The sequence below is a fragment of the Variovorax paradoxus genome (genome assembly GCF_009755665.1).
Lineage (GTDB): Bacteria > Pseudomonadota > Gammaproteobacteria > Burkholderiales > Burkholderiaceae_C > Variovorax > Variovorax paradoxus_G.
Genome location: NZ_CP046622.1, coordinates 3,174,702 through 3,200,579 on the forward strand (window position 1 = coordinate 3,174,702; position 25,878 = coordinate 3,200,579).

Sequence of the window (25,878 nt, forward strand, 5' to 3'; positions counted from 1 at the left end):
TGCGGTTCGCCGGGGGTTGGTGCCTCAGGCTTCCGGAGCGATGGCCTCGGCGTACTCGTAGAGCGCGCCCAGGATTTCTTCGCCGCGCTCGTCGGCGGTTTCGGACAGCGCATCGACTTCGCTGAACAGCATCTCGATGGTGCGCGCCCCGCCCTCGCCTTTGAACAGCCGCGCAACGCGCAGCGCCTCCCAGCGTTCGGTTTCCTCAGGGCTGAGCAGCTCCGGCCAGTTGCGCGCCCGGTAGCGGAAGAGGATTTCCTCGAGGCGTCCGTCGTCGAAACCGGTACGGTCCTTCGCGAGTTCCTCGGGCGATAGCGCGCGCAGCTGGTTCAGGCGGCGCCTGTCCGCATTGCCGACGAAGCCGCCGTACAGGTCTTCGTCCACGTCGGGCGTGGCCTCCTTGGGACGGGCGTACACCTGCGACCAGATGGCGCTCATGTCGGGCAGGTCGCGCGCGATGGCTGCGTGGCGCATGGCCGCGTCGAGATCGACGTTCCAGCGCTCGGCCATGGCGGGCGCCAGCGTACGCAGATTGCCGACGACCATCGGCGACTTGTTGAGGTGAATGCCTTTCACCGGCAGGCGGACCACACCTTCGGGCAGGTCGGCGGTGCGGGTGAAGAGGCGCAGGCGCAGGGTATCGACATCGATGTCGCGCAGCTCGCTCGGGTCGTGGGCCAGGTCCCACGCGAGCAGCTCGTTCTTGTTGGTCGGATGGCTCGCAAGCGGCCACATCACGCTGAGGCACCCGCGCTCGACCGGGAACATGCCCGAGACGTGCAGGAAAGGCTTGGCCGTGTCCCGCATGGCCGGCAGGCCGAGCTCGCTGGCCACGCGGTCTTTCTTGTGCAGGCCGAAGGCGAATTCGAAGAGCTTGGGCTGGCGGTCGCGAATGAGCCGGGCCAGCGCGATGGTGGCGCGCACGTCGGAAAGCGCATCGTGCGCCGCTTCATGCAGCAATCCGTTGGCCCGCGCCAGGTCTTCGAGCTTGAAGCTGGGCTTGCCGTCTTCCTTCTTCGGCCACTCGATGCCGTCGGGCCGCAGCGCGTAGGTCAGGCGCACCACGTCGAGCAGGTCCCACCGGCCGCAGTCGTTCTGCCATTCACGCGCATAGGGGTCGATGAGGTTGCGCCAGAACAGGAAGCGCGTGACCTCGTCGTCGAAGCGGATGGTGTTGTAGCCCACGCCGATGGTGCCGGGCTGAGAGAAGGCCTTCTCGATCTGCGCGGCGAAGGCGTGCTCGGGAACACCGCGCTCAAGGCACACCTGCGGTGTGATGCCCGTGATCAGGCAGGCTTCGGGGCTGGGCAGGTAATCGGGCGCCGGCTTGCAGTAGATCATCAGCGGCTCGCCGATTTCGTTCAGCTCTGCGTCGGTGCGAATGGCGGCGAACTGCGAAGGCCGGTCGCGGCGCGGCACGGCACCGAAGGTTTCGTAGTCGTGCCAGAGAAAGGTGTGGTTCATTCAGAGCAAGGGAGAAAACAATCGTGCAATTGCGTCGCCGAGGCGGCGCCAGAAACTCTGCGGGCGGTTGGCGCGCACCGCGCCGGAACTGTGGAGGTCAGTCTCGAACTGCGCCGCTAGGGGGCGCGCCAGCTCGGGCCCGTAGACCACCGCGCTCACCTCGAAATTGAGCCTGAAGCTGCGGTTGTCGAAATTTGCGGTACCGATCATCGCGCAATGGTCGTCGACCACCAAGGTCTTGGAGTGCAGCATGCGGGCCTTGTACTCCCACACCTTCACGCCGGCCGCGATCAGTTCGTCGAAATAGGAGCGCGCAGCGGCGCTCACAATGGCCGAATCGCTGCGGCGCGGCACCAGAAGGCGCACGTCCACGCCGCGTAGCGCCGCGCTGGTGAGTGCCATCATGGCGGGCTCGCCAGGCACGAAGTACGGGGTGGTGAGCCAGGCGCGTTCGCTGGCCGAATGAATGGCCTCCACGTGCATGCGGTGGATGGGCTCGAGCATGTTGTCCGGCCCGCTGGTCACAATTTGCACAGGAATGTCGCCCGCCTCCACCGGCGGCAGCATGGCGCCCATCAGGTGATCCATGTTGCGAAGGTCTTCGCCGGTGGCGTAGGCCCAGTCTTCGAGAAAGGTGGTCTGGAGCCAGCGCACCGCGCTGCCTTCGATGCGCAGGTGCACGTCGTGGTAGGCGTCTGGCCGCGTGCGCTTGTCTTCCTCGTCGGTGATGTTGACGCCGCCGGTAAAACCCACGCGGCCGTCGCACACCACGATCTTGCGGTGGGTGCGGTAGTTGGTTACCGGCCGCAGGCGCCGGCCGATGCGTGTGTCGTGGAACAGCGCAACCTCCACGCCCGCGGCAACAAGCGGCGCCATGAATTTGCGGCCGATGCGCTTCGAGCCTAGCGCGTCGAGCAAAAGCCGCACCGCCACGCCCTGCCTGGCACGTTCCACCAAAAGGTCGCGCAGCGCGGTGCCGATCTTGTCGGGCTCGAAGATGTAGTACTCGAGATGGATGTGGTCTTGCGCCTCGCGCACCGCATCGAAGATGGCGTCGAAGGTGCGTGCACCACCCGAAAGCAGTGCCACGCCCGTGGCGCTGGAAACCGGCAGCCCGCAGGCGGCGGTACACAGCCTCGCTATCTGCTGCAGCGCCGGCGGCGCATTCTCTGCGGCGTCCCTCAGCCGCGCCAGCTCGCCCTGCGTGTGGGCCTTGGCACGGCTGCGCAGGCGCTTGACCCGCTGCTTGCGCAAGCGCTGCGGCCCCAGGAAGTAATAGATGACGAAGCCTGCGAACGGCAACAGCGCCAGCGACAGGATCCAGCTCATGGTGGACACCGGCGCGCGCTTCTGCATCACGATCCAGACCGAGAGCACGGCGATATAGCCGCTCCACGCCAGGGAGAGGCCGGTTTTCCAATCCTGGCTGAGCTCGGGAAGAATCAAGGTGAAGCTTGTGTGCGGCTAATTTCCGGCCCCAAACAAAAAGGCCGGCAGCGAATGCTACCGGCCTTTTCAGTGTTGCCAGGAATACCGCGGAACCGGCTCTGCCGGCCCCGCTTCTTTATCCTGCCGCAGCCTCTTCGGCTTCAGGCTTGGACTTGCCTTCCTTCTTGGGCAGCGGCTGGATGTCCAGCTGCACTTCGCCCTGGTCGTCGATGTCGACCGACAGGCGGCCACCATCGATGAGTCGACCGAACAGCAGCTCGTCGGCCAGTGCACGACGGATCGTGTCCTGGATCAGGCGCTGCATCGGGCGCGCACCCATCAGCGGATCGAAGCCCTTCTTCGCCAGGTGCTTGCGCAAGCCGTCGCTGAACGTGACGTCGACCTTCTTCTCGGCCAGCTGCGTTTCGAGCTGGAGCAGGAACTTGTCGACAACGCGCAGGATGATCTGCTCGTCCAGCGCCTTGAAGCTCACGGTCGCGTCCAGGCGGTTGCGGAACTCCGGCGTGAACAGGCGCTTGATGTCGGCCATTTCGTCGCCCGCCTGGCGCGGGTTGGTAAAGCCGATGGTCGCCTTGTTCATGGTCTCGGCGCCCGCGTTGGTGGTCATTACGATGATCACGTTGCGGAAGTCGGCCTTGCGTCCGTTGTTGTCCGTCAGGGTGCCGTGGTCCATGACCTGCAGCAGCACGTTGAAGATGTCCGGGTGCGCCTTCTCGATTTCGTCGAGCAGCAGCACCGCGTGCGGCTTCTTCGTGATGGCTTCGGTCAGGAGACCGCCCTGGTCGAACCCGACATAGCCCGGAGGCGCGCCGATCAGGCGGCTCACCGCATGGCGCTCCATGTACTCCGACATGTCGAAGCGGATCAACTCGATGCCCATGATGTAGGCGAGTTGCTTGGCCGCTTCGGTCTTGCCCACGCCCGTGGGGCCGCTGAACAGGAACGAACCGATCGGCTTGTCTTCGCGGCCAAGGCCCGAACGCGCCATCTTCACGGCGGACGCCAGCACCTCGAGTGCCTTGTCCTGGCCGAACACCACGCTCTTCAAGTCGCGCTCGATCGTCTGCAGCTTGCCGCGGTCGTCGTTGCTGACGTTGGCCGGGGGAATGCGCGCGATCTTCGCGACGATGTCCTCGACCTCGGACTTGCTGATGGTCTTCTTGCGCTTGCTCGCGGGCAGGATGCGCTGCGCAGCACCGGCCTCGTCGATCACGTCGATGGCCTTGTCGGGCAGGTGGCGGTCGTTGATGTACTTGGCGCTCAGCTCGGCCGCTGCCTGCAGTGCCGCCACCGCGTACTTGACGCCATGGTGTTCTTCGAAGCGCGACTTCAGGCCCTTCAGGATGTCGACGGTTTCCTGCACCGTCGGCTCGACCACGTCGACCTTCTGGAAGCGACGCGACAGGGCCGCATCCTTCTCGAAGATGCCGCGGTATTCGCTGAACGTTGTGGCGCCGATGCACTTGAGTTGGCCGCTCGAGAGCGCCGGCTTGAGCAGGTTGGACGCATCGAGCGTGCCGCCCGAGGCCGCACCCGCACCAATGAGCGTATGGATCTCGTCGATGAACAGGATGGCGTTCGGCTTGTCCTTCAGCGACTTGAGCACGCCCTTCAGGCGCTGCTCGAAATCACCGCGGTACTTGGTGCCGGCCAGCAACGCGCCCATATCGAGCGAGTACACCTGCGCCTCGGCCAGGATTTCAGGCACGTCGGTCTGCGTGATGCGCCAGGCCAGGCCTTCGGCGATGGCGGTCTTACCCACGCCGGCCTCACCCACAAGCAGCGGGTTGTTCTTGCGCCGGCGGCAGAGAATCTGGATGACGCGCTCGACCTCGTATTCGCGGCCGATCAGCGGATCGATCTTGCCGTCCTTGGCGAGCTGGTTGAGGTTCTGCGTGAACTGCTCGAGAGGCGAAGCCTTCTCGTTCTTTTCGCCGCCGCCCTCTTCGCCCTCGCCCGAAGACGATTCGCTGCTGCCCTTGACGGCCTCAGGCGGATCGCTCTTCTTGATGCCGTGGGCAATGAAGTTCACCACGTCCAGGCGGGTCACGCCTTGCTGGTGGAGGTAGTACACCGCATGCGAATCCTTTTCGCCGAAGATCGCGACCAGCACGTTGGCGCCGGTGACTTCCTTCTTGCCGTTGCCGGTGGACTGCACATGCATGATGGCGCGCTGGATGACGCGCTGGAAACCCAGCGTGGGCTGGGTGTCGACATCGTCGGTACCCGCCACTTGCGGCGTGTTGTCCTTGATGAAGTTGGTGAGCGACGCCCGCAGGTCGTCGACGTTGGCCGAGCAGGCGCGCAGAACCTCTGCGGCGCTCGGGTTGTCCAGCAAAGCGAGCAACAGATGCTCCACGGTGATGAACTCGTGGCGCTGCTGCCTGGCCTCGACGAAGGCCATGTGCAAGCTGACTTCCAGTTCCTGGGCAATCATGTGATTTCCTTTTGCCTTGCTGTAAATAAGTTCTCAGATGGGTTGGAGCTTGCGCAATTCAACTGGTTCACGCAACAGGCTCGCTCACGCACTGCAGCGGATGCCCGGCCTGGTGCGCCGCCTCCATCACCTGATTGACCTTGGTGGCCGCCAGATCGCGGGAATAAACCCCACAAACACCGCGGCCATCGAGATGAATCTTTAGCATGATCTGGGTCGCGGTTTCGCGATCCTTGTTGAAATATTCTTGCAGGACGACGATTACGAACTCCATGGGGGTGTAGTCGTCGTTCAGCATGACCACTTGGTACATCTGGGGCGGCGCGGTTTTTTGCGGCCGCCGCTCCAGAACGACCGAATCTCCGTCATCCCCTGCCGGTTTCTGTGCCGGCGGAGTGCTGGGAGTCTTGGGAATTCTCGTTGCCATAAAAAAAGATTCTATAGAGCGTGCAAGCACCGTGCCGGCGCAAGAAGACTTGGTGGCGCGGAATCGACAAATCAAGGGGCTTGCGTCGCGTGCGACACCACAAACGACGCAAAAAAACTCTGCCGTTTGCGCATGCTGCACGCGTAAATACTACGCGGCACGCGCTTTGAGAAAAATGGGCATTTGGAGCAAGGTGTGCCATTTATCCAACCGGTGCGGCTGCGGAGGCCAAAAGAAGAAAAGCCCTCGAGACCGTAAAGATCTCGAGGGCCTTGGCTCACGGCGCCCGGGGCGCCGAAGCGTTATTGCTCGCGCAATTTACATGTGGTCGATCATGACCTGGCCGAAGCCCGAGCAGCTCACTTGCGTGGCGCCGTCCATCAGGCGCGCGAAGTCATAGGTGACCTTCTTGCTGGCAATGGACTTTTCCATCGAGCTGATGATCAGGTCGGCGGCTTCGGTCCAGCCCATGTGGCGCAGCATCATTTCGGCCGAGAGGATTTCGGAACCCGGGTTCACGTAGTCCTTGCCGGCGTACTTCGGAGCAGTGCCGTGGGTGGCTTCGAACATGGCGACGGTGTCGCTCAGGTTGGCGCCCGGGGCAATGCCGATACCGCCGACTTGCGCGGCCAGCGCGTCGGACACGTAGTCGCCGTTGAGGTTCAGCGTGGCAATCACGCTGTACTCTGCGGGGCGCAGGAGAATCTGCTGCAGGAAGGCGTCGGCAATGCTGTCCTTGACGGTGATTTCCTTGCCCGTCTTGGGGTTCTTGAACTTCATCCACGGACCGCCGTCGATCAGCTCGGCGCCGAATTCCTTGGCAGCCAGGGAGTAGGCCCAGTCGCGGAAGCCACCTTCGGTGAACTTCATGATGTTGCCCTTGTGCACGATGGTCACGCTGGGCTTGTCGTTGTCGACCGCGTATTGCAGCGCCTTGCGCACGAGGCGCTCGGTGCCTTCCTTCGACACAGGCTTCACGCCGATGCCGGAGGTGTTGGGGAAGCGGATCTTCTTGACGCCCAGTTCGTCCTGCAGGAACTTGATGAGCTTCTTGGCCTTGTCGCTTTCGGCTTCGAATTCGATGCCGGCGTAGATGTCTTCCGAGTTCTCGCGGAAGATGACCATGTTGGTCTTGTGCGGCTCGCGCACGGGGCTGGGCACGCCTTCGAAATACTGGATGGGGCGCAGGCACACGTACAGGTCGAGTTCCTGGCGCAGCGCAACGTTCAGCGAGCGGATGCCGCCGCCCACGGGCGTGGTCAGCGGGCCCTTGATGGAAACCACGTAGTCGCGCACGGCATGCAGCGTTTCTTCGGGCAGCCAGACGTCGGGGCCGTAGACCTTGGTCGACTTTTCGCCGGCATAGACTTCCATCCAGTGGATCTTCTTCTTGCCGCCGTATGCCTTGGCAACCGCTGCGTCCACCACCTTCAGCATCACGGGGGTGATGTCCAGACCCGTGCCGTCGCCTTCAATGAAGGGAATGATCGGCTGATCAGGCACATTGAGCGAGTTGTCGGCGTTGACCGTGATCTTCTGGCCTTCGGCCGGGACTTTGATGTGCTGGTAGCTGGACATGAGGGGGGATGACTCCGGGAGTGACGTAATTCGGACGACTGTCTGCGAATTCAGACAGCGACGGGGAATCGCTGTACAGCCCGCGAACAAATCGCTGTACATTTTAGACGCAACCCATCAGCGAGCGTTTGTCAACCTCGAGGCCAATGGTCTCGTTAGTGGCTGACCTTCTGCTCGCCGGGAGGCGTTTCCAACCAATTCTCGAATAGAGGAACCACAATGAGCAAAATTCTCGCAGTCATGATCGCTGGCTTGTTCGCCGCTGGCGCCTACGCCCAGAACCCCACCGGCACCACGCCCGAGCAAGGCAACGCGACCAACAGCAAGTCGCAAGCCCGCGCCGAAGCCAAGAAGGACGCCAAGCCCGCCGGTCAAGTGGCTGCGCCCGCTGGCGACATCGCCAAGACGCCCGAAGGCGGCGCCATCGGCACCGACAAGGCTGCCGCATCTGGCGAAAAGCGCGCTGAAACGCGCGACCAGCGTCGCCGCAACAAGGACGGCAGCGTCAAGCGCAAGTCGACCCAAGGCAGCACCCCGAAGTAATTCGGCCAGCCGCACAAGAAAAGCGCTCTCCGGAGCGCTTTTTTTTCGTCTGTCCTGGCGCCGCCGCTGTCAACCGGGGCGAACGGCTGAGGCGTTGAAGCTTGGCCTTCTCGCGAAGGTGATCCATATCAACAATCTCAAAGGATGTCTTCATGAACAAGCTGCTCGCAGCCCTCGTCGCCGGTCTCTTCGCAGCCGGTGCTTTCGCCCAACAAGCCGAACCGGCACCCAAGGTGGACGCGCCTGTGGCGGCTGCCGCGCACAAGGCCAAGCAACCGGCCAAACACGCCGTGAAGAAGCACAAGGCGCGCCACCACGCGGCCAAGGCGCACGCGGCTGCAGCCAAGAAGGTGTAAGCTGCCCAGCTCACCGGCACTGCCTGCCAATGCCCGCATCAGCGGGCATTTTTCTTGGCCCCGCGCCCTTGAATCCGCCTTGAAAGAAGCTCCGATGTTCCAGCGTTTCGCCGCCCTGCTCCTGCTCGCCGCCTCCTTGATCGGCCCGGCGCAGGCACAACAACAGCAACCCCAGACCGACCTCGCACGCACCAAGCTGTCCGTCGGCTTGTACAAGATCGATGCGCAAGTGGCGCAAACACCGCGGCAGCGGGAGATCGGCTTGATGTTCCGCAAGGAGATGCCGCAGTCCGAAGGCATGATCTTTGTCTTCGAGCAGCCGGCCACCCAATGCTTCTGGATGAGAAACACCCTGCTGCCCTTGACCGCCGCCTTCGTGGCCGACGACGGCCGCATCGTCAACCTGGTCGACATGCAGCCCCTGACCGAGAACTCGCACTGTTCCGAAGAGCCCGTGCGCTACGTGCTTGAAATGAACCAGGGCTGGTTCGCCAAGAAAAACATCAAGAAAGGCGCCAAGCTGGGCGGCGAATTGTTTGCCGCTTCCAGGCGCTGAGCCAGGCCGCCTGCCCGGCTCATGAAAAAAGCCGACCCGAGGGTCGGCTTTTTTTGTTTGGAAACCCGCTTCAGCCGAAGTTCTTCGCCGCGAAGTCCCAGTTCACCAGCTTGGCCAGGAAGGTCTCGACGAACTTCGGGCGCAGGTTGCGGTAGTCGATGTAATAGGCGTGTTCCCACACGTCCACCGTCAGCACCGGCGTATCGCCCGTGGTCAGCGGCGTGCCGGCGGCGCCCATGTTCACGATGTCCACAGAACCGTCGGCCTTCTTCACCAGCCACGTCCAGCCCGAGCCGAAGTTGCCCACGGCCGACTTCACGAAGGCTTCCTTGAACGCGTCGTAGCTACCCCACTTGGCATCGATGGCCTTGGCCAGCGCGCCGCTGGGAGCACCGCCGCCCTGGGGCTTCATGCAGTTCCAGAAGAAGGTGTGGTTCCAGATCTGGGCAGCGTTGTTGTAGATGCCGCCGCTGGACTTCTTGACGATCTCCTCGAGGGTCATCGATTCGAACTCGGTGCCCTTTTGCAGGTTGTTCAGGTTCACCACGTAGGCGTTGTGGTGCTTGCCGTAGTGGTACTCGAGGGTTTCCTTCGAGTACTCGGGTGCCAGCGCGTCAAGCGCATATGGCAGGGGTGGGAGCACATGTTCCATGGTTTTTTCTCGTGGGTTGGTTGCGGGGAATAAAGGATTCTAGAAAGGAATTACGCACCCGGCGTCGGACGTGGTCCCGTCTCGCCGGGCGTGACGGTCAGGTCGACCGAACCATCGGCGAGCCGCGCAACCACGGCATCGCCGGCATTCAGTTTCTTGGCGCTGACGATGGCCCGGCCGTCGGGGCCGGTGAGCCATGCGTAGCCGCGCTGCAGCACCAGGGCTGGGTCGAGCAACCGAAGGCGCAAGGCCACGCGCTCGAGGCGCTCGCGTCGCTGCGCCAACGCGCGCTCGAGCTTCAACGGGAAATCGGCCGAAATGGAACGTGGCACATGGGCAAGACGCTCGGCTCTCGATCGCAATGCGTAGTGCAGCCGCTGGGCTTGGTGCGCCAATCGAAGCTGCTGGCGCGCCACGAGCGCCGAAGGCCGGCCGAGCCGCGCCGCCGCCTGGTCGAGCCGCTGGCCCAGCACGTCGAGACGCGCACCCACCGCATCGCCGAGGCGCTCTTCCAGCAGGTCGAGTGCACCGAGCCACATCGCCTGCGGAGCGCTGACGAGTTCCGCCGCCGCCGTGGGTGTGGGCGCGCGCAGATCGGCGCAAAAGTCGGCGATGGTGAAGTCGGTTTCGTGCCCCACGCCGCAGATCAGTGGCACCGGGCTCTGGACGATGGTGCGGGCCAGGGTTTCGTCGTTGAAGGCCCAGAGGTCTTCGATGGAGCCGCCGCCCCGCACCAGCAGGATCACGTCGACCGCCGGCTGCAATGAATAGAACGATTGCAGCGCACGAACGAGCTCCGCCGGCGCACCTGCGCCCTGCACCGCCGCCGGCGCCAGAACCACCGGAATGTGCGGAACGCGGCGCCGCAACGCCGTGACAACGTCGTGCAAAGCCGCTGCGCCGAGCGAGGTGACGAGGCCCACCGAGCGCGGCATGGTGGGCAGCGCCCGCTTGCGCGCGGCATCGAAAAGCCCCTCGGCTTCGAGCCGCGCCTTGCGCTGCAGGAACTGCTCGAACAATGCCCCCTGCCCCGCGCGCTGCAGGCTTTCGACCACCAGCTGCAGATCGCCGCGCGGCTCGTAGACCGCCAGGCGCCCACGCACCTCGACCTGGTCGCCGTCGCGCGGCGAAAAATCAAGCAGGCCGGCAGCCCGGCGGAACATCGCACAGCGCAACTGGCCGGACGCGTCCTTGAGCGCGAAGTAACAATGTCCACTTGAGGCGCGCGAAAAACCCGAGATTTCGCCGCGCACCGCGACCGGATTGAACCGCGCGTCGAGCGCATCGGCAACCGCGCGGCACAAAGCGCCGACAGCCCAGATCCGCGGACCCGGTGTGGCATTCGGTTCACGCAAGTTCACAAATCGCACAAGTGGCCGGCAGCCACTCTTCCACAGTGAGCGGCCACCCACCGGCGGTGAAACCCTGATACGAAACAGGCGCACGGTTTGTCGTGCAAGCTGTTGATTTCATTGAAGAAAGTGCTGCTCAAAATTCAATCGATCTAATGGAAGGCCCGTTCCATGCGGGTCCGGAGCTGTTGCGCATCGGGTTAGTCACAAAGTTATCCACAGAATCTGTGCGTCTCCGCTTACATGCAAACAAGCCGCGTGGCGGTTGTGGGCTCGGTGGATAATCGCCGCGCATTTGCAGTCTACGGGCCGGAGGATTTTCTTGTTTTCCATCATAGTTGCCGCGGGCTGGCCGATTTGGCCATTGCTCGCTTGTTCGGTCATCGCGCTCGCGCTGGTTATAGAACGTTTCACAAGTCTGAAGACCGTGAAGGTCCTTCCGCCCAAACTGCTCGACGAGGCGATGACCGTCTCTCACGGCGCGGTTCCCGGTCCGGACGTGGTGACCAAGCTCGAACGCAATTCGATGCTCGGCCAGGTGCTGGCCGCCGGGCTGCGCGCGCTCAACGCCAACCCGCGCTGCACCGAAGACGACCTGCGCGCAGCCATGGAAGCCTCGGGGCGTACCGTGGCGCATAAGCTGGAGCGCTACCTGCCCGCCCTGGCGACCATCGCGTCGGCGGCGCCGCTGCTCGGCCTCCTGGGCACGGTGATCGGCATGATCGAGATCTTCGGCTCGCAATCGCCCGGAAGCGGCGCGGTGGGTTCCGGCAACCCGGCGCAGCTGGCGCACGGTATTTCGATTGCGCTCTACAACACGGCCTTCGGCCTGATCGTGGCCATTCCGACGCTGATCTTCTGGCGCTATTTCCGCAGCCGCGTCGACGAATACCTGTTGAACCTCGAACTGTCGGGCGAGCGCTTTGCCCGCCACCTGAACGCGCTCCGGAAATGATGGCGCCCACGCTTGCCACTGCCGCGTCGTTCGACGGAGACCTCGCATGAGCCGCGGCCGCATGCATTTCCGCCACGGGGCGCGGGACGAGCCCGAGATCAACCTGATCCCGTTCATCGACGTGCTGCTGGTCGTTCTCATCTTTTTGATGCTGTCGACCACCTACAGCAAGTTCACGGAGATGCAGCTGCGCCTGCCGACGGCGGATGTCGATTCGCAGCGCGACTACCCCAAGGAAGTGATCGTGACGGTGTCCGCCGACGGGCGCTACTCGATCAACAAGACGCCCGTTGCCGATCGCAACGTGGCAACTGTGGCCGCTGCACTCGGTGCGGCAGCCACGGGCGGCAAGGACAGCGTGGTCATCATCAGTGCCGATGCCAGCAGCCCGCACCAGTCCGTGATCACGGTCATGGAAGCGGCGCGCCGCGCGGGCTTGGTGCAGATCACCTTCGCAGCCCAGTCGACGGCGCAAGCAGGACGCTGAGTGCCGCCCTACGGCCGCAGCAGCAGTACCGGCGCACCGGCCTCCCGGCTGCAGCGCGCCTGGCTGCATCGCGGTGTGCTGGCGTGCCTGCTGTGGCCTCTGTCGCTTGTTTATGCGGCGCTTTTTGCGTTGCGGCGCTGGTTCTACCGGCTGGGGTGGCTGAAGACCGAACGCGTAGAAGCGCCCGTGATCGTGGTCGGCAACGTCATTGCGGGCGGCGCCGGCAAGACGCCGGTCGTGATGGCCGTGGTTCGGCATCTGCAGGCTCGCGGCGTGCATGTCGGAGTGATCTCGCGTGGCTACGGCCGCCGCACCGGTGACTGCCGTGAAGTGCTGGAGGAAAGCGATCCGCAAGACGTCGGCGACGAGCCGGCGCTGATCCGCCACGCCACCGGTGCGCCCGTTTTCGTGGCGCGGCACCGCGCCGAAGCCGCACAGGCCCTGCTGGCACAGCACCCGACGACGCAAGTCATCGTGAGCGACGACGGGCTGCAACACCTGGCGCTTGCGCGCGATATCGAGATTTGCGTGTTCGACGACCGCGGAATCGGCAATGGCTGGCGGCTGCCCGCCGGTCCGTTGCGCGAGGCTTGGCCGCGCCGGTGCGACCTGGTGCTCCACAGCGGCGCGCAACCTGCATTCGGCGGCGGCTACACCGCCACCCGCGCATTGGCGCACGACGCCGTGGCGCGCGACGGCAAGCGCGTGCCGCTGAGCGCCCTCGCCGGCAATCCGGTGATTGCGCTCGCGGCCATTGCCCGGCCCGATGCGTTTTTCGAAATGCTGAGCGCTCGCGGCCTCACACTGGCCGAGACGATTGCGCTGCCCGACCACTTCGATTTCAGTGGCTGGCAAGCCCCTTCCGACACCGGGCACCTGCTGCTCTGCACCGAAAAAGACGCGGTCAAGCTGTGGCAAAAAGCCCCCGGTGCATTGGCCGTGCCGTTGCATTTCGCACCCGCGCCGGAATTCTTCGCCGCGCTCGACGCAAAGCTATCATCGCTCGATGGATACCAAGCTGCTTGAACTGCTCGTCTGCCCCGTGACCAAGGGCCCGCTGACCTGGAACGCCGAAAAGCAGGAGCTCTGCTCGCGCAGCGCCCGCCTCGCCTACCCGGTGCGCGACGGAATTCCGGTGCTGCTCGAGAACGAGGCGCGCACCCTGTCCGACGAAGAGCTGGGGCTGTGAGCTTTACCGTTCTGGTACCAGCGCGCCTGGCTTCGACCAGGCTACCCAACAAACCTCTGGCGGACATCGCCGGCTTGCCCATGGTGGTGCGCGTGGCGCAGCGGGCGAGCCAATCGACCGCGCTGCGGGTGGTGGTTGCCGCAGACGACCTTTCCATCGTCGCGGCCTGCAAGCAACACGGCGTGGAGGCGATCCTCACGCGACAGGACCATCCGAGCGGCACAGACCGCCTTGCCGAGGCCTGCGAGCAACTCGCGCTCGACGCCGACGACATCGTCGTCAATGTGCAAGGCGACGAGCCGCTGATCGACCCTGCGCTGATCGACGCGGTCGCGTCCGCTCTCGCCCTTCGTCCGGAAGCCGCCATGAGTACCGCGGCCCACGAGATCGATTCGCTCGACGATTTCGTGAATCCGAACGTGGTGAAGGCGGTGCTCGACGCACAAGGCAACGCGCTGTACTTCAGCCGCGCGCCTGTTCCGTGGTGGCGCGACGGCTCGGTCAACCGCGTGCCCACGGCGCTGCCAAGTCCGGCTCCGCTGCGTCACATCGGCATCTACGGGTACCGCGCGGGTTTCGTGCGCAAATTCCCTTTGTTGCCGCCGGCTCCCGTCGAGGCGACCGAAGCTCTGGAGCAACTGCGTGCGCTCTGGCATGGGCATCGCATCGCGGTGCATGTCACCCATGCGGCTCCCGGGCCGGGCATCGACACCCCTGACGACCTGGCCCGCGTTCGGGCACTGTTCGCGGCCAACCCCGCACCTTGAAGCGGGTCGCCGCAAGAGCGGCTGTAACGGAATTTCTTCACGCTCACGCATGCTATCCTCGACGCAATTCCGCCTTGCACGGCTCCTGGGCCGGCGCTTGGCGCGACACAAGATCTAAGAACCGTCCGAGGACACCATGAGACTAATTTTGCTGGGCGCGCCCGGGGCGGGCAAAGGCACGCAAGCGGCCTTCATTTGCCAGAAGTACGGCATTCCTCAAATTTCGACCGGCGACATGCTGCGCGCAGCCGTCAAGGCCGGCACACCGCTCGGCCAGCAAGCCAAGGCGGTCATGGAATCGGGTGGCCTGGTGAGCGACGACCTCATCATCAACCTCGTGAAGGAACGCATCGCGCAACCCGATTGCGCCGACGGCTTCCTGTTCGACGGTTTCCCGCGCACCATTCCGCAGGCGGACGCCATGAAGGCAGCGGGCGTCAAGCTCGACTACGTGCTCGAAATCGACGTGCCCTTTAGCGACATCATCGAACGCATGAGCGGGCGCCGCTCGCACCCGGCGTCGGGCCGCATCTATCACGTGAAGTTCAATCCGCCGAAAGTCGAAGGCAAGGACGACATCACGGGCGAAGAACTGATCCAGCGCAAGGACGACGAGGAAGAAACCGTGCGCAAGCGGCTCGAGGTGTACAGCCAGCAGACGCGCCCGCTGGTCGACTACTACTCGGCCTGGGCCAAGGCCGACCCGGCTTCGGCACCGAAGTACCGCGCCATCAAGGGTGTCGGCACGGTCGAAGAGATCACGCAGCGCGCACTGGCCGCACTGAGCAACTGAAATTCAGCAGGCCGGCGGGCTGCCTTGGCAGCTTGCGCGCCTGCCTGTCTGCCCCGCTGCTTTTCAGGCGGCAGTCTCGATCAGTTCCAGCATCAACGCGATCCGCGCCTTGACCGGCGTCAGGGCACCGGCATCGCGCAGCTTGTCATCAGGCCTCGGAAGAATGCGCCCGCTAGCGCAGCGCGTGGCGCGCAGCACCGCAACCCCCGCGTCCTGCGCACGAAGCCCGGCAGCCTCCAGCGCATGGTGCACCGTGCCGTTGCCCGTCGCGGCCAGAACCAGGCCGCGCACTGGCTCGGCGACGCCCGTCGCCCGTTCCTGAAGCAGCAAGTCGACGATCGCGCCGGTCGCACCGGCGTGGCTGGTGAGGATTTCGACCCTCGGCCATTGCATCGGCGCGCCTTCGCCTGTTTCGAGAATTTTTGAGCTCGTCGCCGGTTCAGGCCATTCCCGCAAGCGCCGAACCGCCCCCTCTTCCACATAGCCGACCGGACCGGCGTCGCCCGAAGCAAACGCATCCTGACGGTAGGTGTGCACCTTCTGGACATCGAAGGCGCTGTGGATCGCGCCTGCGCAAACCACGGTTACGCCATGCGCCGCCGGAGTGGCCGCGACCGCGATGGCGTCGCGCACGTTCTGCGGGCCGTCGGGCGAGAGCGAACTGGCCGGTCGCATGGCGCAGGTCAGCACCACAGGCTTGTCGGGCGCAAGCACTGCCTGAAGAAAGAAGGCGGTTTCTTCGAGAGTGTCGGTGCCGTGCGTGATCACCACGCCGGCCACGTCGGCCTCGGCCAGCCAGAAAGCACAACGCCGGGCGAGCTGCAGCCAGACGCCGGGTTCCATGTCCTTGCTGTCGAGTTGCGCCACCTGCTCCGCCGCAAGCGCGAGGCCTTCGGGGGCTTCGATGCCGCCGAGCAGATCTGCCACGCCCACTTGGCCGGCCGTGTAGCCGATGTTGTCGCCGCCGCTTGCGGCACGGCCGGCAATGGTGCCGCCCGTTCCCAGAACCACAATGCGCTGCAGGCTCGGCGAGAGCGAATTAACCATGGCTTGCCAACTTTTAAAAACTGGTTAAAAATACAGGTACTGGATATCTAGCCAGTGCCGCAAGGAACAACATATGCAGTTCGCCGTGAAGCTTACCGCCCGCCAGCAGCAAATCCTGGACTTGATCCAGAGCGCCATCGCACGCACCGGCGCTCCGCCCACGCGGGCAGAAATTGCCAATGAGCTGGGCTTCAAGTCGGCCAACGCCGCCGAAGAGCATCTGCAGGCGCTTGCCCGCAAGGGTGTGATCGAACTCGTCAGCGGCACCTCGCGCGGCATCCGGCTCAAGGGCGATGCGCTGCGCTCGCTCAACGAGTCGCGCCATCGCGAAGGCAGCCAGTTCTCTCTCTCGCTGCCCGGCATGGCGCAGTTGGCACTGCCTCTCATCGGCCGTGTTGCGGCGGGTTCACCCATCCTCGCGCAAGAACATGTCGACCAGACCTACTACGTCGAGAACACGCTGTTCCAGCGCCAGCCCGACTACCTGCTGAAGGTGCGCGGCATGTCCATGCGCGACGCCGGCATCATGGACGGCGACCTGCTGGCGGTGCAAGCCACCAAGGAAGCCCGCAACGGCCAGATCGTGGTGGCCCGCCTCGGCGACGAAGTCACGGTCAAGCGCCTCAAGCGCAACAAGCAGGTCATCGAGCTGCACGCCGAAAACCCCGACTACCCGACCATCGTGGTTCAGCCCGGCGAGCCGTTCGAAATCGAAGGCCTGGCCGTCGGCCTCATTCGCAACACCATGCTGATGTAGGCCCCGCGGCCTGCCGCGAAAGCAGCACCCCATCCGGTCGCCACAGGTGGCGGGCGTATGGCGCGAAGTCGCCATCACCCTGTTGCGCCCGATCAAAGAAATCCTGCCTGTGTTCAACCTCAGACTTTTTTGGAGTTCACATGGGAATCGCCCTCCTCGCCATCGTTGATTTGTGGATGCCGCTGCAATCGCTCGCAAGCCGGCTGCTGCCGGCACGCCGCCCGCGCCGCCGCGACAGCGGCAGTGCTTCCGCAGGCTTGCGCTACGTCGCGGTCCGGCCCTCATGCACGGCCCGGGCCCATGGTCCGGCGGCCTCTGCTGATGCAGCACCCGCGCCCGCACGGCCCCTGCGCGTCATTCGCGTGGTGGACGGCCTGCAGGGCGAAAAACGCAGCACCAACCGCATGGTGATTTCCGGCCGCATGGCCGACGTTTGCGCCGAACTCGACCGGCTGGCGGCACTCGAGGCCATGGAAGCCGTCAGCACCGCGCCGGGCTCCACACGCCTGCATTGAGGGCATGCAACCCCCGGTGACCACTGCCCGGGGCGGGTATCCAAACGTTCACACGCGCGTCATGCCAATGCTGCGAGGCACAATGGCACGCCATGAACATTGTGATCCTCGACGATTACCAGGACGCCGTACGCAAGCTGCGCTGCGCCACCAAGCTGGACGCGTACGCGGCCAAGGTCTACACCAACACGGTCAAGGGCATTGGTCAACTGTCAATCCGGCTGAAAGACGCCGACGTGATCGTGCTGATCCGCGAGCGCACCCATATCTCGCGCCAGCTGATCGAGAAGCTGCCGAAGCTCAAGCTCATTTCGCAGACAGGGCGCGTGGGCAACCATATCGACGTCACAGCCTGTACCGAGAGGGGCGTGGCGGTGGCCGAGGGCACCGGCTCTCCCCAGGCGCCCGCCGAACTCACCTGGGCGCTGATCATGGCGGCCATGCGGCGCTTGCCGCAGTACATCAGCAACCTCAAGCATGGCGCCTGGCAGCAATCGGGGCTCAAGTCGGCTTCGATGCCGCCCAACTTCGGGTTGGGCTCGGTGCTCAAGGGCAAGACGCTCTGCATCTGGGGCTACGGCCGCATCGGCCAACTGGTGGCTCGCTACGGCCAAGCCTTCGGCATGCAGGTCGTCATCTGGGGCCGCGAGGCAAGCTGTGCCAAGGCCAGGTCCGACGGCTTCCAGGTGGCGCAGAACCGGCACGAGTTCTTTGCCGCGGCCGATGTGCTGTCGGTACACCTGCGGCTCAACGAAGAAACCATGGGCCTGGTCACGCTCGAAGACCTTTCGCGCATGAAGCCGACGGCGCTCTTCGTCAACACCTCGCGCGCGGAGCTGGTCGAGCCCGATGCCCTGCTGGCGGCGCTCAATCGCGGCCGACCGGGACTGGCGGCGGTCGACGTGTTCGAGAGCGAGCCGCCGCTGCAGGGCCACGCGCTCTTGCGCCTCGAAAACTGCATCTGCACGCCGCATATCGGCTACGTGGAGCAAGACAGCTACGAGAGCTATTTCGGGCAGGCTTTCGACAACGTGGTGAGCTTCATCAAGGGCAACCCCACCAACATCGTGAATCCGGGCGCGCTGCAGGTTCGCCGGTGATTTCATGAGCCGCCGGGCCGCCCCAAGGCGAACACCGCAGCCGAAGGCGAAGGGCCTCCAGTGAGCCGGCCCGCGCCCCGGGGCGCGCTCTGGGCGCTGCTGGCCGGCAATTTCGTGATCGGCACGGGCGTGATGGTGGTGCCCGGCACACTCAATGAAATCAGCACGTCACTGGCGGTTACCGTTGCTACCGCGGGCCAGCTGATCACGGTTGCCGCGGTGGTGATGTGCCTTGGCGCACCGCTTCTGGCGGCGGTGGTCGCGGGCTGGGACAGACGCCAACTGCTCGCCCTCACCCTCGTCTGGTATGCCGCCGGGCACGTCGTTGCGGCTTTGATGCCGAGTTTCGGCGCCCTGCTGCCGGTGCGCATGCTCACCGTGGTGGCACCGGCCATCTTCACGCCGCAGGCCGCGGCCTGCGCGGGCATGCTGGTGCCGCCGGAGCAGCGCGGGCGCGCCGTGACCTTCGTCTTTCTTGGCTGGTCGATGGCCTCGGTGCTGGGCCTGCCACTCGGCGCACTGATCGGCGGCCACCTGGGCTGGCGCATGGCTTTCACGGCCGTCGCAGTGCTCAGCATCGTCAGCGCGGTGTCGATCTGGCTGACGCTTCCGCGCGGCATTCGCCCGGCGGCGCTCACAGCGGCTGCATGGTCGCGCGTGCTCCGCAGCCCGGTGCTGATGGGCATTGTTTCGGTCACGGCGTTGCAGGGTGCCGGGCAGTTCGTCCTGTTCAGCTATTTCGGCCCCATCCTCAAGCAGGATTTCGGTGCCGACCCCACCACGCTGAGCCTGATGTGGGCCCTGTTCGGCGTTTTCGGGCTGCTGGGCAACATGCTGGTGAGCCGCTTCATCGACCGGGTGGGTGCGGGCCGCATGGTGCTGCTGACGAGTTCGCTGATCGCGCTCAGTCTCTTTCTCTGGCCGTGGGCCGGCACGCTTCCCTGGCTGGCGGCCGTTCTCGTGCCGTGGGGCCTGGGGTGCTTTGCGACCAACTCGGCGCAGCAGGCGCGGCTGGTGGGCCTGGCGCCCGCTCTTGCGCCGGGCTCCGTCGCGCTCAACAGCTCGGGCATCTACATCGGCCAGGCAGTCGGTGCCGGGCTGGGCGGATGGCTGCTCGCCAACGAAGCGGTGGCCTGGATGAACTGGGTCGGCCTTGCCCTGCTGCTGTTGGCCATCGGCCTGAGCGTGGCCATCGATCGCAGCCGCCGCGCGGCCTGAAAGCCGGGCCTCGCGTAAAACCCGGGAAGCCGCTGCGCCCGGTGGCTGCAAAATCGAAGGCTGTGCACGCTCCGCGCCCACGCCTGCCATCAGGCCCGGATACACCTCAACCAGCGAAAATCTTCTTCCAATGACAGTGAACTACACCCGGATCGGCGTCGTCGGCGCCGGCGCCATGGGCCGAGGCATCGCCCAGATTGCAGCGCAAGCGGGCAGCGAAGTGCTGCTGCTCGACAGTTTTGAAGGCGCTGCGGAACGCGGGCGCGAAGCCCTCGCGGCGCAATGGAACAAGCTGCACGAGAAGGGCAAGATCGACGCCGCGGCACGCGATGCGCAAATCGCCCGCGTCAAGGCGGTCGATTCGGTGGCGGCCCTGGCCGCATGCGACCTCGTGATCGAAGCGGTGGTCGAAGACATCGAGGTCAAGCGCTCGCTGTTCCGTGAGCTCGAATCGGTTGTCGCACCTGCGGCCACGCTCGCCACCAACACCTCGTCGCTTTCAGTCACGGCCATTGCGGCCGGGCTCAAGCACCCGGAGCGCGTGGCGGGCTTTCACTTTTTCAACCCGGTGCCGCTGATGAAGGTGGTCGAGGTGGTGGCGGGCTTCAAGACGTCCGCCGAGGTCTGCAAGCAGCTGGCGGGCTATGCGGTGCAGATGGGCCACAGCGCCGTGCAGGCGCAAGACACCCCCGGTTTTATCGTCAACCACGCCGGCCGCGGCTACGGCACGGAAGCGCTGCGCATCGTGGGCGAAGGCGTGACCGATTTCGCCACCATCGACCGCATCCTGAAAGACCAGGCCGGCTTTCGCCTCGGCCCATTCGAGCTGATGGACCTGACGGCGCTCGACGTGTCGCATCCGGTGATGGAGTCGATCTATCGCCAGTACTACGAAGAGCCGCGCTTCCGCCCCAGCGTGATCACGGCGCAGCGGCTGGCTGCCGGCGTGCTCGGCCGCAAGACCAACGAAGGTTTCTACAACTACAACGACGGTGTGATGCAGCAGCCCGCCGAAGCCGCGCCGCCGACCGTGGCGGCGCTGCCTTCGGTGTGGGTTTCGCCGCGTGCCGCGCGCCGCGCCGAGCTGCTGCGGCTGGTGAATGCCCTGGGAGCCCAGATCGACAGCGGTGCCACCGCCGCGCCTGCTTCGCTCATCCTGGTGGCGCCGCTCGGCTTCGACGTGACCACCGTGGCCGCGGTCGAGCGCCTGGACGCCACGCGCACCGTCGGCATCGACATGCTGATCGACGATGCCGCCACCAAGCGCCGCGTGCTCGCCACCAATCCGGCCACGCGGCGAGACATCCGCGATGCGGCGCATGCACTCTTCGCGCGCGACGGCAAGGCGGTGAGCGTGATCCGCGACAGCGGCGGCTTCGTCACGCAGCGCGTGATCGGCACCATCGTGAACATTGCTTCCGACATGTGCCAGCAGCGGGTGTGCTCGCCGGCCGATCTTGAAACCGCCGTGCAGCTGGGCCTGGGCTATCCGCGTGGCCCGCTGGCCATGGGCAACGTGTACGGGCCGACCAACATGCTCGAGGTGCTGTTCAACCTGCAGACCGTCTACGGCGATCCGCGCTATCGCCCAAGCCCGTGGCTGCGCCGTCGCGGTGCGCTAGGCCTGAGCCTGCTGCACGAAGAAGAATGAACGAACGCCAAGCCAGGAAAGCACGACACCGATGACCGCCGAACTCAAGAGCACCAGCGAAGGACGCACCATGGTGCTGACCATCGCCAACCCGACCCAACGCAATGCGCTGGGCCCCGAGATCTACGCCGCAGGCATCGAGGCGCTCAACGGCGCCGAGAGCAGCGACGAGATCCGCAGCGTCGTCATCGTGGGCGAAGGCGCGTGGTTCTGCGCTGGCGGCTCGCTGCAGCGGCTGTCCGACAACCGCCAGCGCGACCCCTCGGTGCAGGCCGAAAGCATCGAAGGCCTGCACAACTGGATCGACTCCATCCGCACCTTTCCCAAGCCGATCATTGCAGCGGTCGAAGGCGCGGCGGCAGGCGCGGGCTTTTCGCTGGCACTGGCCTGCGACTTCGTGGTGGCTGCACGCGACGCGATTTTTGCGGCGTCGTACAGCAATGTGGCGCTCTCGCCCGACGGCGGCCTGAGCTGGCACCTGGGCCAAGCGTTGCCGCGCCAGCTGGCCAGCGAATGGCTGATGGCTGGCGAGCGCATCGGCGCGCCGCGGCTGCATGCGCTCGGTCTGGTCAACGAGCTGAGCGAAAACGGCCAGGCGCTCGCAAGCGCGTTGGCGCTTGCGGCCAAGCTCAACGCTCGCGCACCCAATTCGTTGGCCAGCATCAAGGAGCTGCTCAGCGAGGCGCGCGGCGCCACCTTCGCGTCGCAGCTGTCGCAGGAGCGCGACCACTTCGTTCGCAACCTTCACCACCCGAATGCAGGCATAGGCATTGCCGCGTTTCTTGAGAAGAAGCCGCCGCAGTACGAATAGCGGCACGACGTCACTCCCGTGACACCCTTCAGCCTTTCAGTCGCCGACAGGACAGACCAATGGACGACCCCATTCTTACCATCGAAGAACGTGAAGCGATCAACAGTGGTCGCTGGTTTTCTTCTCTCTCTCCATCGCTACGGCACGACATTCTTCGATGTGCTTTTGTCAAACGCTACAAGGACGGCGACCTGATTGCCGCCCGCGGCGATCCGCCCGATCACTGGATTGCCTGTGCCAAGGGCGCGGTGCGAGTGAGCTCGACGGCCGTCTCGGGCAAGCAGGTGACGCTGACCTACGTGGAGCCGGGCATCTGGTTCGGCGACGTGGCGATGTTCGACGGGGACCGGCGCACGCACGACGCTTATGCGCATGGCGACACCACGGTGCTCTGCGTGGCGCGGGCCGATTTCCAGAAGATCCTGGCCACGCACGTGGAGCTGTACGAAGCATTGATGCGGCTGCAGGCGCGCCGCATCCGCACGCTGTTCGGGCTGGTGGAAGACCTCAACACCCTGCCCTTGCGCGCACGCCTAGCCAAGCAGCTCATTCACCTGGTGCGCAGCTACGGCGTGCCCAACCTGGAAGACGGCAGCCAGACGCGCATCGGCCTGCAATTGGCGCAGGAAGAACTCGCGCAGTTGCTCGGCGCGTCGCGCCAGCGGGTCAACCAGGAGCTCAAGACCATGGAGCGCGAGGGCACCATCCGCATCGAGCCGGGCGGGCTGGTCGTGCTGGACCGCGCAGCCTTGATGCGCGTCTCCGAAGCTGAGAGCTGAGAAAACGAAAAAGAGACAGAGACATGAGCCAGGACTTCTCGAACTTCATCGGCACCCGCGCCGTTTCGCAGCAGCATGCCTTCGACATCGAAGTGCTTGCAGCCTGGCTCACGAAGAACCTCGACGGCTTCAAGGGCCCGCTCACGGTCGAAATGTTCAAGGGCGGGCAGTCGAACCCGACCTATAAGCTGGTGACGCCGACGCAGAGCTACGTGATGCGCGCAAAGCCCGGACCCGTTGCCAAGCTGCTGCCGTCGGCCCATGCGGTGGAGCGCGAGTTCAAGGTCATGAGCGGTCTTGCCGGCACCGACGTGCCCGTGCCGCGCATGCACTGCCTGTGCGAGGACGAATCCGTCATCGGCCGCGCTTTCTACGTCATGGAGTTCATGCAGGGGCGCGTGCTGTGGGACCAGTCGCTGCCCGGTTTCACCAACACCGAGCGCGCGGCCTACTACGACGAGATGAACCGCGTCATTGCGGCGCTGCATACCGTGAAGTTTGCCGAGCGCGGCCTTGCCGACTACGGCAAGCCCGGCAACTACTTCGAGCGCCAGATCGGCCGCTGGAGCAAGCAGTACAAGGCCTCGGCCGACGGCGCGGGCGAACTGTCGCAGCCGATCGATGCCATGGAGCGCCTGATCGACTGGCTCCCCGCTCACATGCCGGCGAGCGCGCGCGACGAGAGCAAGGTCTCGATCGTGCATGGCGACTACCGACTCGACAACGTGATGTTCCACGCCACGGAGCCGCGGATCATCGCGGTGCTCGACTGGGAGCTCTCCACGCTGGGCCATCCGCTGGCGGACTTCAGCTACCACTGCATGTCCTGGCACATGCCTCCCACCACCGGCCGCGGCATCGGCGGGGTGGATGTCGCGGCGCTGGGCATTCCCACCGAAAGCGAATACATCCGCCGCTACTGCGAGCGCACCCGCATCAGCACGCCCGAGGCGCTGGCGCCCGACTGGAACTTCTACCAGGCCTACAACCTGTTCCGCATGGCCGCGATCCTGCAAGGCATTGCCAAGCGGGTCGAGGCCGGTACCGCGTCGAGCGAACAAGCCGTGGCCTCCGCCCGCGGTGCGCGACCGATGGCCGAGATGGCCTGGCAGTTTGCCCAAAAGGCGTAACCAGCCCCCAAAACCCCACCAGGAGACAGCATGGATTTCGAATATTCGGCCAAGACCAAGGAATTGCAGAAACGCGTCACCGCGTTCATGGACGAGCACATCTACCCGGCCGAAGCCGCCTACGCAGCCGAGCTGGCCGCCAACACGGCTGCGGGCAAGCGCTGGACGGCGCTCAAGACCGTCGAGAAGGTGAAAGAGAAGGCCAAGGCGCAGGGGCTGTGGAACCTGTTCCTGCCGGTCGACAGCGCCTCCGCCTCGGGATACGAAGGCGCGGGCCTCACCAACCAGGAATATGCACCGCTTGCCGAGATCATGGGCCGCGTGCAATGGGCTTCGGAAGCCTTCAACTGCTCGGCGCCGGACACCGGCAACATGGAAACCATTGCCCGCTACGGCTCGGAGGCCATCAAGGCGCGCTGGCTCAAGCCGCTGCTCGAAGGCGAGATCCGCTCGGCTTTTGCCATGACCGAACCCGACGTTGCGTCCAGCGATGCCACCAACATCTCGACCCGCATCGAGCGCCAGGGCGACGAGTACGTGATCAACGGCCACAAGTGGTGGATTTCAGGCGCCGCCGATCCACGCTGCGCCGTCTTCATCACCATGGGCAAGAGCGACCCCGATGCGCCGCGGCATTCGCAGCAGAGCATGGTGATCGTGCCGGCCGACGCCAAGGGCATTCGCATCGTGCGCCCGCTCAACGTCATGGGCTACGACGATGCGCCGCACGGCCACGTCGAGATGTACTTCGAGAACGTGCGCGTGCCCGTCGACAACATCCTGCTCGGCGAAGGCCGCGGCTTCGAAATTGCCCAAGGCCGCCTGGGCCCGGGACGCATTCACCATTGCATGCGGTTGATCGGCCTGGCAGAGCGCGCGCTCGAGCTGATGTGCAAGCGCGCCTCGTCGCGCGTGGCCTTCGGCAAGACGGTCGCTTCGCAGACCGTGACGCAAGAGCGCATTGCCGAGGCACGCTGCAAGATCGACATGGCTCGCCTGCTCACGCTCAAGGCCGCCTGGTTGATGGACGTGGCCGGCAACAAGGTTGCAAAGAACGAAATCGCGATGATCAAGGTGGTAGCGCCGAGCATGGCTTGCCAGGTGATCGACTGGGCCATGCAAGTGCATGGCGGCGGCGGCATGTGCGACGACTTTCCGCTGGCCTACGCCTATGCCGGTGCGCGCACGCTGCGCTTTGCGGACGGCCCGGACGAAGTGCACCGCAATGCGATCGCGAAATGGGAGCTGGGCAAGTACGCGCCCAGCAAGACCGAAGCCGAAGCACCCGTCACGCGCTTCTGATCTGCATTGCCCCCTCTCCCTCCAGAGAGGGTTGGGGTAAGGGCCGACGGCGCCAAGCGCGCCACGGCCCTTTTTCTTTTTCAGAGCTTCTTCTGCAAGAACACCGCGTGCCCGAATGCCGGGTCGAGTTGGTAGCCGGCAAACCCCTCGCGCTCGTAGCTGCGCAGGGCCGGCGCATTGCCCGAGAGCACTTCCAGTGTGAGCTTGCAGGCACCGCGCGCACGGGCCTCTTGCTCCACGCGTTCGAACATGCGCTGCGCCACCCGCCGGCCGCGATGGCTGGCCAGCACAACCACGTCGTGCACATTGACCAGCGGCTTGCAGGCGAAGGTCGAAAAACCTTCGATGCAGTTGATGAGCCCGATGGGCTGCGAACCGTCGTAAGCCAGCACGCTGAAGGCCTGCGCCCGCGCCGCCAGCGCAGCAGGCAGGCCGGCGCGCACCTCGGCTTCGAGCGGCGTGCCGCCGCCGGCAGGGTCTTGCGCATAGCTGTCGAGCAGATCGACCAGCGCGGCCGAATGCGCGGCATTGCCGTAGTCCGCCAGAACGACTTCGATCATCGA

The 25,878-nt window shown here is 65.0% G+C and carries 27 protein-coding genes; 18 read left to right on the top strand and 9 right to left on the bottom strand.

From position 1 onward, the window contains the following. Nucleotides 1-24: 24 nt before the first annotated feature. The 5 genes from sbcB to icd form a co-directional block, all read right to left on the bottom strand. Nucleotides 25-1,464 (bottom strand): exodeoxyribonuclease I, encoded by a 1,440-nt coding sequence (gene sbcB, locus GOQ09_RS14705; RefSeq protein WP_157614107.1) that lies wholly within the window; start codon nucleotides 1,462-1,464, stop codon nucleotides 25-27. After that, nucleotides 1,465-2,910, bottom strand: a complete 1,446-nt coding sequence (gene cls / locus GOQ09_RS14710; RefSeq protein WP_157614109.1) for a cardiolipin synthase — start codon at nucleotides 2,908-2,910, stop codon at nucleotides 1,465-1,467. It lies immediately after the preceding gene. Nucleotides 2,911-3,028: 118 nt separating this feature from the next. Further along, on the bottom strand, nucleotides 3,029-5,350 hold the full coding sequence (gene clpA, locus GOQ09_RS14715) for an ATP-dependent Clp protease ATP-binding subunit ClpA (protein ID WP_157614111.1): 2,322 nt from the start codon (nucleotides 5,348-5,350) through the stop codon (nucleotides 3,029-3,031). 67 nt (nucleotides 5,351-5,417) lie between these two features. Continuing rightward, nucleotides 5,418-5,777, bottom strand: a complete 360-nt coding sequence (clpS, locus tag GOQ09_RS14720; RefSeq protein WP_021007487.1) for an ATP-dependent Clp protease adapter ClpS — start codon at nucleotides 5,775-5,777, stop codon at nucleotides 5,418-5,420. Nucleotides 5,778-6,095: 318 nt separating this feature from the next. Then, the gene (icd, locus tag GOQ09_RS14725) at nucleotides 6,096-7,355 is read right to left on the bottom strand and encodes an NADP-dependent isocitrate dehydrogenase (protein ID WP_157614112.1); all 1,260 of its coding nucleotides are present in this window, start codon (nucleotides 7,353-7,355) and stop codon (nucleotides 6,096-6,098) included. Nucleotides 7,356-7,574: 219 nt separating this feature from the next. Here icd and GOQ09_RS14730 point away from each other — a divergent pair, with 219 nt between their 5' ends. The 3 genes from GOQ09_RS14730 to GOQ09_RS14740 all read left to right on the top strand — a co-directional run bounded on the left by GOQ09_RS14730 (nucleotide 7,575) and on the right by GOQ09_RS14740 (nucleotide 8,810). Next, nucleotides 7,575-7,898 carry a cell envelope biogenesis protein TolA gene (locus GOQ09_RS14730; RefSeq protein WP_157614114.1) on the top strand — a complete coding sequence of 108 codons (324 nt, stop codon included), beginning with the start codon at nucleotides 7,575-7,577 and terminating at the stop codon, nucleotides 7,896-7,898. Nucleotides 7,899-8,050: 152 nt separating this feature from the next. Beyond that, on the top strand, nucleotides 8,051-8,254 hold the full coding sequence (locus tag GOQ09_RS14735; RefSeq protein ID WP_157614116.1) for a hypothetical protein: 204 nt from the start codon (nucleotides 8,051-8,053) through the stop codon (nucleotides 8,252-8,254). Between the two features lie 94 nt (nucleotides 8,255-8,348). After that, on the top strand, nucleotides 8,349-8,810 hold the full coding sequence (locus GOQ09_RS14740; RefSeq protein ID WP_157614118.1) for a DUF192 domain-containing protein: 462 nt from the start codon (nucleotides 8,349-8,351) through the stop codon (nucleotides 8,808-8,810). A gap of 70 nt (nucleotides 8,811-8,880) precedes the next feature. Here the strand turns inward: GOQ09_RS14740 and GOQ09_RS14745 are convergent, their stop codons facing one another. Both GOQ09_RS14745 and xseA read right to left on the bottom strand, forming a co-directional pair. Further along, nucleotides 8,881-9,462: a superoxide dismutase gene (locus GOQ09_RS14745; protein WP_157614120.1), complete on the bottom strand. Its 582-nt coding sequence runs from the start codon at nucleotides 9,460-9,462 to the stop codon at nucleotides 8,881-8,883. 50 nt (nucleotides 9,463-9,512) lie between these two features. Continuing rightward, nucleotides 9,513-10,823: an exodeoxyribonuclease VII large subunit gene (gene xseA / locus GOQ09_RS14750; protein ID WP_157614122.1), complete on the bottom strand. Its 1,311-nt coding sequence runs from the start codon at nucleotides 10,821-10,823 to the stop codon at nucleotides 9,513-9,515. A gap of 313 nt (nucleotides 10,824-11,136) precedes the next feature. Between xseA and GOQ09_RS14755 the strand changes: the two genes are divergently transcribed. From GOQ09_RS14755 to adk, 6 genes are all read left to right on the top strand, one after another. After that, nucleotides 11,137-11,769: a MotA/TolQ/ExbB proton channel family protein gene (locus GOQ09_RS14755; RefSeq protein WP_126749848.1), complete on the top strand. Its 633-nt coding sequence runs from the start codon at nucleotides 11,137-11,139 to the stop codon at nucleotides 11,767-11,769. Nucleotides 11,770-11,830: 61 nt separating this feature from the next. Continuing rightward, complete coding sequence (locus GOQ09_RS14760) at nucleotides 11,831-12,256, top strand: ExbD/TolR family protein (RefSeq protein WP_157616722.1); 426 nt, start codon at nucleotides 11,831-11,833, stop codon at nucleotides 12,254-12,256. Continuing rightward, nucleotides 12,257-13,282, top strand: a complete 1,026-nt coding sequence (gene lpxK / locus GOQ09_RS14765; RefSeq protein WP_157614124.1) for a tetraacyldisaccharide 4'-kinase — start codon at nucleotides 12,257-12,259, stop codon at nucleotides 13,280-13,282. It abuts the gene before it with no gap. Next, entirely contained in the window at nucleotides 13,263-13,445 is a 183-nt protein-coding gene (locus tag GOQ09_RS14770) for a Trm112 family protein (protein WP_013541700.1), read from the top strand. The genes lpxK and GOQ09_RS14770 overlap by 20 nt, the downstream gene beginning before the upstream one ends. Beyond that, nucleotides 13,442-14,212: a 3-deoxy-manno-octulosonate cytidylyltransferase gene (gene kdsB, locus GOQ09_RS14775; RefSeq protein ID WP_157614126.1), complete on the top strand. Its 771-nt coding sequence runs from the start codon at nucleotides 13,442-13,444 to the stop codon at nucleotides 14,210-14,212. Before GOQ09_RS14770 ends, kdsB begins: the two co-directional genes overlap by 4 nt. A gap of 136 nt (nucleotides 14,213-14,348) precedes the next feature. Then, nucleotides 14,349-15,005, top strand: coding sequence for an adenylate kinase (adk, locus tag GOQ09_RS14780; RefSeq protein ID WP_126749844.1), 657 nt, complete (start codon nucleotides 14,349-14,351; stop codon nucleotides 15,003-15,005). Between the two features lie 63 nt (nucleotides 15,006-15,068). On the opposite strand, the gene GOQ09_RS14785 is transcribed toward adk, so the two are convergent. After that, nucleotides 15,069-16,052 carry an asparaginase gene (locus GOQ09_RS14785; RefSeq protein ID WP_157614128.1) on the bottom strand — a complete coding sequence of 328 codons (984 nt, stop codon included), beginning with the start codon at nucleotides 16,050-16,052 and terminating at the stop codon, nucleotides 15,069-15,071. Nucleotides 16,053-16,125: 73 nt separating this feature from the next. On the opposite strand from GOQ09_RS14785, the gene lexA reads away from it, so the two are divergent. The 9 genes from lexA to GOQ09_RS14830 all read left to right on the top strand — a co-directional run bounded on the left by lexA (nucleotide 16,126) and on the right by GOQ09_RS14830 (nucleotide 25,315). Then, nucleotides 16,126-16,809 (top strand): transcriptional repressor LexA, encoded by a 684-nt coding sequence (gene lexA, locus GOQ09_RS14790; RefSeq protein WP_157614129.1) that lies wholly within the window; start codon nucleotides 16,126-16,128, stop codon nucleotides 16,807-16,809. A 140-nt stretch (nucleotides 16,810-16,949) separates the two neighbouring features. Next, entirely contained in the window at nucleotides 16,950-17,324 is a 375-nt protein-coding gene (locus GOQ09_RS14795; protein WP_157614131.1) for a hypothetical protein, read from the top strand. Between the two features lie 92 nt (nucleotides 17,325-17,416). Then, on the top strand, nucleotides 17,417-18,424 hold the full coding sequence (locus GOQ09_RS14800) for a D-2-hydroxyacid dehydrogenase family protein (RefSeq protein WP_126749840.1): 1,008 nt from the start codon (nucleotides 17,417-17,419) through the stop codon (nucleotides 18,422-18,424). 60 nt (nucleotides 18,425-18,484) lie between these two features. Further along, nucleotides 18,485-19,642: an MFS transporter gene (locus GOQ09_RS14805; RefSeq protein WP_157614133.1), complete on the top strand. Its 1,158-nt coding sequence runs from the start codon at nucleotides 18,485-18,487 to the stop codon at nucleotides 19,640-19,642. 130 nt (nucleotides 19,643-19,772) lie between these two features. After that, nucleotides 19,773-21,293 (top strand): 3-hydroxyacyl-CoA dehydrogenase, encoded by a 1,521-nt coding sequence (locus GOQ09_RS14810; RefSeq protein ID WP_157614135.1) that lies wholly within the window; start codon nucleotides 19,773-19,775, stop codon nucleotides 21,291-21,293. Nucleotides 21,294-21,324: 31 nt separating this feature from the next. Further along, nucleotides 21,325-22,104, top strand: a complete 780-nt coding sequence (locus tag GOQ09_RS14815; protein WP_126749837.1) for an oxepin-CoA hydrolase, alternative type — start codon at nucleotides 21,325-21,327, stop codon at nucleotides 22,102-22,104. A gap of 59 nt (nucleotides 22,105-22,163) precedes the next feature. Next, nucleotides 22,164-22,883, top strand: a complete 720-nt coding sequence (locus GOQ09_RS14820) for a Crp/Fnr family transcriptional regulator (RefSeq protein WP_157614137.1) — start codon at nucleotides 22,164-22,166, stop codon at nucleotides 22,881-22,883. A 23-nt stretch (nucleotides 22,884-22,906) separates the two neighbouring features. Then, entirely contained in the window at nucleotides 22,907-24,013 is a 1,107-nt protein-coding gene (locus GOQ09_RS14825) for a phosphotransferase (RefSeq protein ID WP_157614139.1), read from the top strand. A 30-nt stretch (nucleotides 24,014-24,043) separates the two neighbouring features. Next, entirely contained in the window at nucleotides 24,044-25,315 is a 1,272-nt protein-coding gene (locus tag GOQ09_RS14830; protein WP_157614141.1) for an acyl-CoA dehydrogenase family protein, read from the top strand. An 80-nt stretch (nucleotides 25,316-25,395) separates the two neighbouring features. On the opposite strand, the gene GOQ09_RS14835 is transcribed toward GOQ09_RS14830, so the two are convergent. Next, nucleotides 25,396-25,875 carry a GNAT family N-acetyltransferase gene (locus GOQ09_RS14835; RefSeq protein WP_126749851.1) on the bottom strand — a complete coding sequence of 160 codons (480 nt, stop codon included), beginning with the start codon at nucleotides 25,873-25,875 and terminating at the stop codon, nucleotides 25,396-25,398. Nucleotides 25,876-25,878: the final 3 nt, after the last annotated feature.